At 60.3% G+C, this 12,120-nt stretch carries 10 protein-coding genes; 2 read left to right on the top strand and 8 right to left on the bottom strand.

The features are described from left to right. The 6 genes from EN750_RS04495 to EN750_RS04465 form a co-directional block, all read right to left on the bottom strand. The coding region (locus EN750_RS04495) for an ABC transporter permease (protein WP_127395738.1) at positions 1–783 on the bottom strand (783 nt) is incomplete at its 3' end. Then, on the bottom strand, positions 780–1,778 hold the full coding sequence (locus EN750_RS04490) for an ABC transporter permease (protein WP_127395737.1): 999 nt from the start codon (positions 1,776–1,778) through the stop codon (positions 780–782). The genes EN750_RS04490 and EN750_RS04495, both read right to left, overlap by 4 nt. Positions 1,779–1,780: 2 nt before the next feature. After that, positions 1,781–3,679, bottom strand: a complete 1,899-nt coding sequence (locus EN750_RS04485) for an ABC transporter substrate-binding protein (RefSeq protein WP_127395736.1) — start codon at positions 3,677–3,679, stop codon at positions 1,781–1,783. Continuing rightward, entirely contained in the window at positions 3,676–5,571 is a 1,896-nt protein-coding gene (locus tag EN750_RS04480) for an ABC transporter ATP-binding protein (protein WP_127395735.1), read from the bottom strand. Before EN750_RS04480 ends, EN750_RS04485 begins: the two co-directional genes overlap by 4 nt. Positions 5,572–5,727: 156 nt before the next feature. Next, positions 5,728–7,062, bottom strand: a complete 1,335-nt coding sequence (locus EN750_RS04475; protein ID WP_127395734.1) for an adenylate/guanylate cyclase domain-containing protein — start codon at positions 7,060–7,062, stop codon at positions 5,728–5,730. Between the two features lie 802 nt (positions 7,063–7,864). Further along, on the bottom strand, positions 7,865–9,028 hold the full coding sequence (locus EN750_RS04465; RefSeq protein ID WP_245463554.1) for a DUF3095 domain-containing protein: 1,164 nt from the start codon (positions 9,026–9,028) through the stop codon (positions 7,865–7,867). A gap of 92 nt (positions 9,029–9,120) precedes the next feature. On the opposite strand from EN750_RS04465, the gene EN750_RS04460 reads away from it, so the two are divergent. Then, positions 9,121–10,209, top strand: coding sequence for a glycosyltransferase family 4 protein (locus tag EN750_RS04460; RefSeq protein WP_127395733.1), 1,089 nt, complete (start codon positions 9,121–9,123; stop codon positions 10,207–10,209). Then, a complete protein-coding gene (locus EN750_RS04455; protein WP_127395732.1) occupies positions 10,206–10,967 on the top strand; it encodes a polysaccharide deacetylase family protein in 762 nt (253 codons plus the stop codon). Before EN750_RS04460 ends, EN750_RS04455 begins: the two co-directional genes overlap by 4 nt. 1 nt (position 10,968) lies before the next feature. Here EN750_RS04455 and EN750_RS04450 read toward each other — a convergent pair whose 3' ends face one another. Both EN750_RS04450 and EN750_RS04445 read right to left on the bottom strand, forming a co-directional pair. Beyond that, on the bottom strand, positions 10,969–11,823 hold the full coding sequence (locus tag EN750_RS04450) for an MBL fold metallo-hydrolase (RefSeq protein WP_127395731.1): 855 nt from the start codon (positions 11,821–11,823) through the stop codon (positions 10,969–10,971). 23 nt (positions 11,824–11,846) lie between these two features. Then, on the bottom strand, positions 11,847–12,120 hold a 274-nt coding region (locus EN750_RS04445; protein WP_145967408.1), incomplete at its 5' end, for a cyclic nucleotide-binding domain-containing protein.

Genomic DNA, 12,120 nt, shown 5'->3' with positions numbered 1-12,120 from the left:
GATCACGGTGATGCCGAAATAGATCAGGATCGGACTCCAGGTTATCGGCATGATCGCCGCCAGGGCCAGCCATAGCGGAATGCTGGGAATCGATTGCAGGACTTCGATTATCCGTTGAACGATCAGGTCGAAGATACCGCCGTGATAACCGGCCAGTCCGCCGATGACGATGCCGAGCAGGAAGCTGAAACTGATGCCGACGAGGCCGATTGTCAGTGAAATGCGTGCGCCATAGATCATGCGCGAGAGCACGTCGCGCCCCAGCCTGTCGGTGCCGGCCAGAAAGAGCTGGCCGTTTTCGGCAGCGCAGACAAAATGCCTGTCACCTTCGATCAGGCCCCAGAACCGGTAACTGTCGCCCTTGCAGAAGAAACGGACCCGCTGAACATCGCCCGGGTCGTCGATGTAGTTCCGCTTGAGCGTGTCCATGTCCAGCGTCATCTGGCGGCCATAGACGAACGGCCCGACGAACTCGCCGTTGTGGAACAGGTGCACCTGCTGCGGCGGCGAATAGATATAGTCCATGTTGCGCGTGTGCAGATTGTAGGGCGCCAGAAACTCGCAGATCAGTATCCCGAAATAAAGCACTATCAGGAATATGCCGGATACAAGGGCAAGCCGGTGCATGCGGAATTTCCACCACATCAACCGCAACTGCGACGCCTGAAAGACCTTCGACTGCTCCGCCGTCATCGCCTCGACCGACTGCAGGTCAAAGGGCGCGCTGGAAACGTAGTGTTCTAGTGGAGCACCCGGAGCGGGGAGCGGCGAATCCGTCTTCATTTGGTGCTGCCGCCCTGCAAACGAATTCGTGGATCAAGCACCGCCAGCGCCAGGTCGGAAATCAGGACACCGATGACTGTCAGGAAGGCTAGGAACATCAGGAACGACCCCGCCAGATACATGTCCTGGCTTTGCAAGGCCTTGATCAGCATCGGCCCGGTCGTTTCCAAAGACAGCACGATCGCCGTGATTTCGGCGCCGGAGATGATGGCCGGCAGGATGGAGCCGATGTCTGAAATAAAGAAATTGAGCGCCATGCGCAGCGGATATTTGACCAGAGCCCTGAACGGATGAAGGCCTTTGGCGCGTGCGGTCACCACATATTGCTTGTGTAGCTCATCGAGCAGATTGGCGCGCAGCCGCCGGATCATGCTTGCCGTGCCGCCGGTGCCGATGATTAAGACCGGGATCCAGAGATGGGCGAGTATCGACTTCGCCTTGGCCCAGCTCATCGGCTCGCTGAGATATTGCGGGTCCATGAGATGGCCGAGGGACGTGCCGAACCAGATGTTGGCGAAATACATCAGGATCAGCGCCAGCATGAAGTTCGGAATGGCAAGGCCCAGGAGGCCGAAAAAGGTCAGGCCGTAATCGCCCCAACTGTATTGATGCGTCGCGGAGTACATGCCGATCGGAAAGGCGATGAGCCAGGTGAAGATGATCGTGACGAAGGAAACCAGCACAGTCAGCCACATTCGGTCCCCGACGACGTCGCGAACCGGCAGCTCATACTCGAAGGAATAGCCGAAATCGCCGTGCAGCATCCCGCCGACCCAATAGAAGTAGCGAATGATCGGCGGCTTGTCGAAACCATATTCCTTGCGCATCATCTCGATGCGATCGGAATCCACCCCTTCGCCCTGTGCCCGAAGCTCGGCGACATAGCTGTCGAAATAGTCGCCGGGGGGAAGTTCGATGATCGTGAACACCAGCGCTGATATCACCAGCAGCGTTGGAACCATCACAGTAATGCGCCAGACAATATATCGAAGCACGCTCAGGACTCTCCAAGCCAGAATGTATCCGGCATGTAGACACCGAAATAGGCGGTCGGATCGTAGCCGAAGAGCGCCTTGTCAGGCAGATTGCGCAGCCGTGAGGACACCAGAATCGGCTGATGCGTTCCGTTCACGGTCCCGATCGAAAACACCTGATCGGTGTAGATCGACAGCATCGAATTCCAGATTTCGGCGCGCTCTGTCGCTTCGGTCGATGCGTTCCAGCGCTTGAGCAAAGCCATCAACTCGATCACTTCAGGAAGATCGGGCGCCTCGCCCATCTTGCCGTGAGACAAGTAGTGAGCACCCCAGAGCGGCCATTGCAGTTGATCGTCGATGGTGGGGGCCAGCTGGCTCGGGTTCATGTCGGCGGTCGGCACGCCATTGTCGATGCCCGACCACATCGACATCATGATCTGGCCGCCAAGCGCGCGGCTGCGGAAGATGTCGCGCTGCGAAGTCCGGATGAACAGGGCGATGCCGATCTTTCGCCAGTGATCGGTGATGAGTTCGAGCGCGTCGGTTTCCAGTGTGCTTTCGCCGGCGGTTTCCACGATTATCTGGGCAGAGCGTCCATCGGGAAGTATCCGCAGGCCGTCATCGTCACGTGCCAGAAGCCCGACCTCGTCGAGCAGTGCATTGGCCTGCTCGGGATCATGGGCAACCCAAGCTTTAGCGAATTCCGGCCGGTAGAGCGGGCTCTCGGACAATACGGTATCGGCGCTTTCCTGCGCCAATCCGTAGAACACGGCCATATTGATCTCGCGCCTGTCCACGGCGAGCGAAAGTGCGCGGCGCACGCGCACGTCACGCAGAAGGCCACGCCACACCTGGTCGGCGCAATTCAGATTCGGCAGCAGCGCCAGCCGAGAACCCTGTGTACGTTTCCACAGGTGCATCTTCACCGGATAGCGCTTCTCCGCGTCTTTCAGGAAGGAGTAGTCGCTGAAGTCAATTCCCATGCATTGCAGGTCGCTCTCGCCCGCACCGGTCTTGGCGGAGATGATCGCCGATGAGCTGACATTCATGATGATCCGGTCAACATAGGGCAGTTGCCGGCCGTTCTCGTCTATTCGATGAAAGAACGGGTTGCGCTCGAAGATGAATTGCTCGGCCGGCGGCTTGGTCCGGTTCTGCCAGGGGTCGAGCGTCGGCAGTTCCGGGTTCTCCGGGCGATACTGCCGCGACATGCGGATATGCAGGAGCGTCCATTTCTGGGTCCGGTTCTCCTTCATCAGGCCGGCGAGCCGGAATGAATCCTGATATTTCTTGTGGAACTGCTTGAGATAGGCGGCCGGCAGGACAAGCGATAGCGGCGAAGCGGCAGCGAGCTTGGGCAGGAAGTCTGGATTGGGCGCATCCCAGCTGTAGCGGACCGTCAACGGATCGACGATCTCGAAGCGTGGCGGCTTGCCGTCCGCCAGCAGGGCGGGGGCGAGCCCGCCTTGCGAAAGCTCGTCGTTCAGCCAGACATCTTCCCAACAATAGCGAAAATCCTCCGGCGTCAGCAGGCTGCCGTCAGACCATTTGTGCCCTTCCCGTATCTTGAAGGTGAAGACGCGATCATCCGCCACGTCGAAACGCTCGAGAATGTCGGGTTGCATGTTGAGCTTTTCGTCATAGCCGACCAGGCGAGAATACCCGTAGATCGTCATCATCCGGATATCTTTCTGGCTGCCGATGATTGTCCGCAGCGTGCCGCCATACTGGCCGGGCAGCCGGCCCATTGCAGCGAGATTCAGCGCGCGCGGACTCTTGGGCAGGCGCTCAGCGAGTGTCGGCAGCGCCTTGACCGTCAGTTGTTGCCGAAGAAATTCCGGCTCCAGATCGCCGGCGCGCGACGTCCCTGGCAGAAATGCCGAAGCCATGAGACCAAGGACGGTGCGCCGGCTGATCAATGGCGTAACTCACTGATATCGGCCGAATGTCTCGCCAGCACGAGGTGGCCACCGCCAAGATCGAGTGGTGACAGCCTATCTTCGTCGCCCTCGTCGCGGAATTGCGGTCCCCATGCGCTGGTGTCGGAAGCTCCGCTGAGCTTCAGCGTCTTGAAATCCATCGGCCTGTCGAGATCGGGGAAAGGTACCGCGGCGACCAGGGAGCGCGTGTAGGGGTGGATTGGTTTTCTGAGCAGAATTTCGCGCGGCGCAAGCTCGACGATACGCCCGCCGCACATCACCGCGATGCGGTCTGCCATGTAGTCCACCACCGCCAGATTGTGGGATATGAACAGGTAGGTCAGGCCCAGTTCTTTTTGCAGGTCCTTCAGAAGATTCAGGATCTGCGCCTGGACAGAGACATCGAGCGCCGAAACCGGCTCGTCGCAGATCAGGAGTTCGGGCCCTAGCGCCAACGCACGCGCGATGCCGATGCGCTGACGTTGCCCGCCGGAGAAACTGTGCGGATAGCGCTTTATGAAGCGCGGATCGAGCCCGATTGCCTGCATCAGGCTCTTGACCGTGGCGAGTCGGGACGCCGCATTGCCACGTTGATGGATCTCCAGCGGCTCGCTCAAGATGTTCTCCACCGTCATGCGAGGTGAAAGCGACGAAACCGGGTCCTGGAAGACCATCTGGATTTTCGCGCGCAATATGCGCAGGGCATCTCCCTCTGCGCCCAGGACGTCGGTCGGTCCATCGCGGCCGTTGAAGATCACAGAACCGCCGCTGGGGGTGATGGCCCGCATGAGGATCTTGCTGACGGTTGTTTTGCCACAGCCGCTTTCGCCGACCAGACCCAGACACTCACCCCGCCTGATGTCGAAGCTCACGCCGTCCACGGCGCGAACAGAGGTTTGATGACCCCCGCTGAACCATCCGGACTTGCGGGTGGTGAAGGTCTTTGTCAGATCCCTCACCGAAAGCAGAATGTCCTCCGGCCCCTTCGATGCCGGCGCAGTCTGCTTGCCGAGCAGGTTCCCAACGTTCACCGGCACCTCGCGAAGCGCCTTTAGCCTTTCACCAGGCTTCAGGTCGAAATGCGGAACGGCTGCCATCAGGCCCTTCAGGTAAGGGTGGCCCGGCCGGCGGAATATCGCCTCGACAGGCCCCATTTCCATGATCTCGCCATGGTACATGACCACCACCTCGTCGGCGACATTGGCGACCACGCCGAGGTCGTGCGTGATCAGCAGCATCGCCATGTTCAGCTTGGTCTGAAGCCCGCGCAGCAATTGCAGGATTTGCGCCTGGATGGTGACGTCCAACGCCGTCGTCGGCTCGTCGGCGATCAACAAAGCAGGCCGGCAGATAAGCGCCATGGCGATCATGGCGCGTTGCCGCAATCCTCCCGAAAGTTCAAATGGATACATGTCGTAGGCGCGCTTGGGATTGGGAAATCCGACAAGGCCGAGCATTTCCTCGGTCCGCGCCTTGCGCTCCGCCCGAGCCATAGGCGTATGAATCTGCAAGGATTCGCTGACCTGGTTGCCGATCGTGTGCAGCGGCGACAGCGATGTCATCGGCTCCTGAAAGATTTTGCCGATGCGACTGCCTCTCAACGCCCGGATTTCGGTTCCGTCACGCTGCATCTGCAGGATATCCTGCGTCGTTCCGGGCTTTTCAGGATCAGAAAACAGGATACGGCCGCGAACATGGGCCGTATTCGGCAAAATGCCCATCACTGCCTGGCTGAGAACCGATTTTCCGGAACCGGACTCGCCCACAAGCGCGGTAACCTTGCCGGGCAGGACGCGAAGATTTGCGCGCCTGACGGCATGCAACGGTCCCCCGATCATGGCAAAAGAGATGCCAAGATCCTCGATCCGCAGCAGATCAATGCCCGAATTCATCCTCACACCAGCCCCACTCTGGCAGTCTGCCGGGCGGCAGACCCAAAAGCGAGACTAGCGTATTGCCAGCCTAGAGCAACTTGGATTCGAATCGAATTCCGCGACGGAACCGGCGACCGGGCTGCACACCAAGGCTTTCGGACCGGATCGTGTCGGTTACTGGAGCTTCCTCCGGTCGCTTGCCGACAACCGCGCGGCATCGCGATGAAGCAGCATGACCTGCTCGGCGTCCGATATCCGGTCGTGAATCGGCGCAGCGTCTTCATCGAGGGCGAGAGCACCCGACAAATCGGGTGAAAGCACCGTCAGCTTCTGCTTGATACCCGCCAGTTCCTCCGTGCCGAGCGTCAGCCAACTGTTGTCGCCGCAATAGCTGGCGAAGTCCTTGCTGGCGAGAACGCTGTGCGGATATTTCTTGGTCAGGGTCTGGAGACGCTGCACCTCGTTTACAGCCGAGCCGAAGACAGAGAATGTCAGCCGGTCGGTAAGCCCGACATTGCCGAACATCACATTGCCGACATGCAGGCCGATACCAAACTTTATGTCGCCCAGTCCCTGCTCCTTTCTGCGCAGATTGAGTTCCATCATGCGCGCGCTGGCCTTGTGCGCTGCCGCAAGAGCAGCCTGGCAGGCGATCTCGGACTGCGAGGGATGCCTTTCGCAGGGGTAGACGGCGATGAAGCCATCACCCAGGAAACTCATGATCTGCCCGCCTTTGCGATTGAAAGGCGCAGCGATGGCATCGAAAAACTGGTTCAGCGTATCGATGTAGATTTCGCGACCGGAGGTTTCGGCAAGCCTTGTCGACCCGCGCATATCGCCCATGACCAATGCGGCCCGGATTGTGTCACCCTCGCCGCGCTTGATCTGGCCGTCCAGCACACGCCTGCCGGCGTCGCCGCCAAGATAAGTGGTCATCATGTTGTCGGCGAGCTTGGTGAGCACCGCCATCTTGGTGGCGATAGCGAGATAGTTCTGGATCCGCAGTAGCGCCGAAATCATGCCGTCGCTGAAGCCAGACGCACTGTCGGTCGACCACGACCCCATCATGCCCTGGCTGGTATCGCCGTTGAAGGGGTGCACGAAAGCCATGTAATCGGTGACGCCCATACGCCTGAGGTCGTCGAAAACAGGAAACTCCGACCGCACCGACGGGTCAAGCCGGCGCCGCAGGTGGTCGAGCTTGTTGCTGAGCAGATGGTAATATGGGCTGGTCAGGAATCTGTCGGAATGAACGCCGTTCTCACTGCGGAAGCCTTCCACTTCCAGGCCCTGGCCGCGAAGCCAGGTAAAACCAAGCGCGTCATAAAGCGGATGAAGCATCGAAAAGCTCAAATGCACCCGCTTCAGCGGCAGGCCGGCAGCAGCCAGCCGTTCACAAAAGCCCTTTACCAATGTTTCCAGGTCGTTGCCCGCCAGCGCCGATTGGCTCAGCCAGTCGGCAACTTTATCCATGAGAATGGTGGAAATTTCTGCTTGCGCTGTGCTCATGCCATCTCAAACCCGTCGAAGACGAGCCATCTCCTTTGATCCGCCACACAATCGAAGTCAGTGAAGCCGGCTTCGGCGACGAAAGCCGGCGAAGAATTTCCTAAATAACTCCTTGCAGGAAGGAAGCAGGCGTAAAACAGCATCTATCACCTGGAACCCTATGTGGCGAGGCTTCCGGCGGAGTGCAATCTCGATCCTGACATCGGGCAAAGAATTCGCCGTCTCAGACACCGTCGGGCCTTCACCACTGTCTCTTGGGCACCCCGAGATGGCCAAAAAAATTGCGTGTGTCGACGATCAGAGGAGCGTGATCAGCGATCGCCTGATAGTCGATCGCGTCGTGGCCGGTTGCCACGACGACAGCATCGAATCCTTCGGGGCTTCCGGTGTTTCGTCAGCGGTGTCGGAACGCAGATTATGATGGCATCGCAGACGGCTAGTTCGACAAATCCGCAGTGGCGCGGAACCGCCCGGTCGGCAAGGGCTGTCGACGTCACTGCCTCAAGGAGGATTGGCCGTTGTTCGGGCTCTCGACCTTCCAGGTTTCGATGTCGAAGCCGGAAAACTGGGGACCCGGCGCGTGCGATCGCAACCGACAGCGGCAACCCAGCATAGCCAGCCCGATCACGCTGACATGCGCGGCGCGCCTCGAAATCCGGTTAAGAAGACGGTCATATCGTGAGGCGTCCAAAAAATCTGCTTTCCCGTCAATTCGGACAGGTTACCCGCTCCCATGGCGAGGCTCACCGGTGCCAAGAACCATGAGTGAGGGCATATTGCGGAACTCGAATTCCGCAAGCAGTCAGCAGACCTGCGCCTTCGCCTTCAGGCTTGCGGCAGCCATCGCGTAGCCGCCGGCGGCGCCATCGATGAAGTGAACGTGATCGCGCTGCAGCGGCGAGATGACGAGGCAGGTCATCAAGGCGGACTTCTGGCGGTGCAGGCCATAATTGCAGATGCCCGCTTCTTCCGCCTGCTTCAGCCGGTCTTGGATCCGATGCAGCACATCCGCGTCAACGTCGATGGTCATCTTCAAGCCGTCGTCGAACTTTCGGAAATCCGAATTGCTGGCCACCTCGCGTTTGTAGACCTTCGGATCGAAACGGCCAATCGTCCAGCCAAATCGATCGGTTGCAGCCGTAAGCGTCATCAGGAACACGATCCACAGCTTCGACCGCCACCGCCATCCTGCCGGGGCCATCGCCCGCGCCTCGACATCCAGGCCGGCGGGCAGCAGACTGTAGCCCGGGCCGTCCACCGGCACCGGGTGGCCATCGCGCTCCTGCCTGCCGGCGAGGGCGATGATGTCGGAAGCCAGAAACTGAAACCCGCGCAAGTCGCGCGACGCCCCCGGTGTGGCTATGATCGAGACGATTTCGCCATGCCGGGCCTCGATCGGGTTCCAACGGCAGGAGAGGCCGGTCAGATCCGGCCGCGCGCCGGCCGGCGCAGGATCGATGCGGTAGCGCCCCGCTTTCATCTCAGCTTCCGCCCAACTGCCGCCACCGCCGGCGAACATGGCATAGAAGGCCGCTTCGGAAGCCCGGAACCTCGCCACGCGAACGTCGAGGCCATGCGCCCTTATGTCCCCTATCGGCACGATCGCGGCGCGCAAGGTAAGGCCCAGTTCGTCCGCCACCCACCTTTGGACGGCCGCCAGCGCGTTGCGGGCAATCTCCAGCGCCGAGCCGGGAAACGCCACGAGCGCGCCGTCGCCGCCGAAGACAAAGGGGAGGTCTTGCCGACCCAGCGCATTGAGCAGCGCCGAAATGACGCTTGCGCCGGCCATATTGACGGTTTTATAGCGCCCCGCCTCGATCGCCTTGGTCGAGCCGACAATGTCGGCAGTGGCCAGCGCCCAGCCATCGGGGAGGGGCCGATAGTTATCGATGTCGGCAACGCTTTCGAACTTTGCGAAGACCGGCAAAGAAGCGACAAACGGGTCGGACGCGACAGCTGTTTCCATGGCCATTAGATAGCATATTCCACGGCTTGAAGGTGAAGTCGATTACGGTTGGAAATTGACTTGCGCAGGCTTTCCGGTGATAGGGTCGCGCGATGCGAATTGCCTTCTACGCGCCGCTGAAGTCACCCAATCATCCCGTTGTTTCCGGCGACCGCCAGATGGCACGGATGCTTGTCAAAGCGCTGGAGCACGGAGGGCATAGCGTCGAACTGGCATCTGAGTTGCGCTTCTATCTACGCCAGCCGGAGTCGAAAAGTTTCGAGGCACTAAAGATCGAGGCCGCAGAGGAAGCCGCGCGGCTGACCAAACTTTGGGGTCGTGACGGCAAGCCCGATCTCTGGTTCACCTACCATCCTTATTACAAGGCGCCCGACTTGATCGGGCCGGAGCTGGCGTCGGCCTTTGCTGTCCCCTATGTGACAGCGGAAGCCTCCTATTCCAGGCGACGCGAAGCCGGCTTGTGGGCCGATAGCCAAGCATTGGTGGCGCGAGCCATCGAACAGGCGGCGATGAACATCTGCTTCACCCAAAGGGATCGTCAGGGACTGGCGGATGCTATTCCCAAGGCCGCTTTCGGTATGCTTTCGCCCTTCATCGACACATCGGCATTCCGGGAAATCCCGGCACGGGGTTGTCCGACGCGCCTCATTACCGTCGCCATGATGCGCCCAGGCGACAAACTGGGCAGCTATCGCATGCTGGCGCAAGCGCTCGGCTTGATAGGTCACCTGCCCTGGACCATGTCGATCGTCGGAGACGGCCCAGCCCGCGACGAGGTCGAAGCGCAATTCGCCGACCTGCCCGCCGATCGTATCGAGTGGATTGGCTCGATCGAGCCAGCCGCCGTGCCGGATGTCCTTTACACCGGGGGAATCTATGTCTGGCCGGGTTATGGCGAGGCCTACGGCGTTGCCTATCTTGAAGCACAGGCCGCCGGCCTTCCGGTGGTGGCTCAGGACATCGCCGGCGTGCCGGAGGTCGTGCGGGATGGCCAGACCGGGTTTCTAACCCCGCCGGGCGATGTCGCGGCGTTCGCTTCCGCCATTGAAAGGCTTCTGGCCCGTGACGACGAAAGAACCATCATGGCCGCGGAAGCCAGGCGTTTCGTTCTCGAAGAACGTTCCCTCGGTGGCGCAGCTGCGCGTCTGGCCGGACTTATTGCGAAGGTCCCGGTCTCATGACGTCCGATCCGATCTGGCAGCCCTTGGTGGAAGAGCTGGCGCGCCTGCAACGGGCGGGCCGCAAGGCGGAGTTCTGGCTGCGCGACGACGACGCCGTGGATCCGACGCCTGCGCTTAATCGGCTGCTCGACCTCACCGGTGAATTCGCGGTTCCGGTCACTCTGGCCGTCATTCCGGCCCTGACCGACGCGAAGCTTGTCGCCCGGCTTGACGAGGCCCCGCATGCCACGGTCGCGATCCATGGCTGGGCGCACCGAAATCATGCGCCCGAGGACCAGAAAAAGCAGGAACTCGGCGCGCATCGGCCACGCGAGGCGGTGCTCGATGATCTGGCTCGCGGACTGTCGCGAGTAACCGGCCTGCACGGCGCACGTGCCGTTCCGATGCTGGTGCCGCCATGGAACAGGATCGACGCCGGCGTGGTATCCGACCTTGGATCGATAGGTTTTGCGGCCTTGTCAGTCTATGGGCCGCCGAAGCCGGCTTCATTGGCGGTCATCAACAGCAATGTCGACATCATGGATTGGCATGGCACGCGCGGCTGCCTCGATCATGGTCTATTGGTCCAGGCTATCATCGCACACTTGCAGCATGCATCCGACGGCGAGCCGATCGGCCTGCTCACCCACCATCTTGTACATGATGAATCGGCCTGGCTTTTCCTCGAACGATTGTTGACAGTCACCGCACAGGCTGAACCCTGTGCATGGCTTCCGATCAGGACATTGATCGGGCGCCGCGCGGGTAAAGGAAAATAGCTCAGCGCTTTCTGTGCGATGAGACCCGGAATTTGAGCATCTGGCCATCCCGCGCGGCAAAAGCGCCGGCAAACCTGTCCTTGGCCAGCTTCTCCATCTCGTCCAGTTGCTCGTCGGTGCGTGTCGGATCGTGGTGAAACAGCGCAAGCGCCCGTGCACCAGCAGCCTCACAGAGCTTGACGCCCTGTTGCCATGTCGAGTGCCCGTTACCGCGGCGGCGTTCCATTTCCTTCTCGGTGTAGGTGCAATCGTAAATGACGAGGTCGGCATCTTCGATCAGGTCGAGCACCGACTGATCGAGTTTGTCCGGCTCGTGCTCGGTGTCGGTGATCACCGCCACGACGCGGCCGCCCCATTCGATCCGGTAGCCTATGCAGCCTCCCGGATGGGTGAGACTGCCGGTCCGAACCACCACCCCTTCGCGCGGCCGAAGCACGTCTCCGGATACAAAATCGCGGCAGTCGAGATTTGCCTTGCAGACGTTCATTTTCACCGGAAACCACGGCGGCCGTATGAACTCATCGATAATCTGCCGGGTCGTCATGCGTCCTGCAAGATGCCCGGACCAAAGCGTAAGCTTGACGCTCGGGTCGAAGATAGGCGCAAAAGCCGGCAGCCCGATGATGTGATCGTAATGGCAATGGGTGAAAAGCAGGTCGAAATCGGTCACATCCGACGCCTGAAGCGCCCTACCGGCAGGCCGCAGGCCAGAACCTGCGTCGAACAGAAGCGTATGCTTGCCGCATCGCATCTCAATGCAGATTGTGTTGCCGCCATAGCGAGCGAATTCTGGCCCGGATACAGCAATGCTGCCGCGCACGCCCCAAAATCTGACCAGGAAAAAATCGTCGTCCATGCTACCTTTCGCTCATCATAGCTCTAGGCGCTTCGTGCGTCGATCAGATCCGCGGTCGTATGGCTTAGCCGATCGGCAAGAACCCGCAATATCTCGATGGTCATTTCCGGGAACTCCTTCATAAGCCTCAGGAAATGATCCTTGCGGATTCTCAAGGCCTCCAGATCACTTGCCGCGCTGACGGTGGCAGTGCGGGAGCTGTTGCACAATATGGCGATCTCGCCGACGATCGAATTTGGCAGCAGTTCGGCAACCTTTATCGGCCCGCTGTCGGAATCGACCAGAATATCCGCCCTG

The organism is Mesorhizobium sp. M7A.F.Ca.ET.027.03.2.1, from assembly GCF_003999175.1.
In the GTDB taxonomy this organism is placed as follows: Bacteria; Pseudomonadota; Alphaproteobacteria; order Rhizobiales; family Rhizobiaceae; genus Mesorhizobium.
Note: the sequence above shows the minus strand (reverse complement) of the source record. Positions and strands in the feature narration are given on the sequence as shown.

Bases quoted from the DNA above. Each gene is read 5' to 3' on its own strand.
- EN750_RS04480 (WP_127395735.1), bottom strand. From the start codon at position 5,571: ATGAATTCGGGCATTGATCTGCTGCGGATCGAGGATCTTGGCATCTCT.
- EN750_RS04460 (WP_127395733.1), top strand. From the start codon at position 9,121: ATGCGAATTGCCTTCTACGCGCCGCTGAAGTCACCCAATCATCCCGTT.
- EN750_RS04450 (WP_127395731.1), bottom strand. From the start codon at position 11,823: ATGGACGACGATTTTTTCCTGGTCAGATTTTGGGGCGTGCGCGGCAGC.
- EN750_RS04465 (WP_245463554.1), bottom strand. From the start codon at position 9,028: ATGGAAACAGCTGTCGCGTCCGACCCGTTTGTCGCTTCTTTGCCGGTC.
- EN750_RS04475 (WP_127395734.1), bottom strand. From the start codon at position 7,062: ATGAGCACAGCGCAAGCAGAAATTTCCACCATTCTCATGGATAAAGTT.
- EN750_RS04455 (WP_127395732.1), top strand. From the start codon at position 10,206: ATGACGTCCGATCCGATCTGGCAGCCCTTGGTGGAAGAGCTGGCGCGC.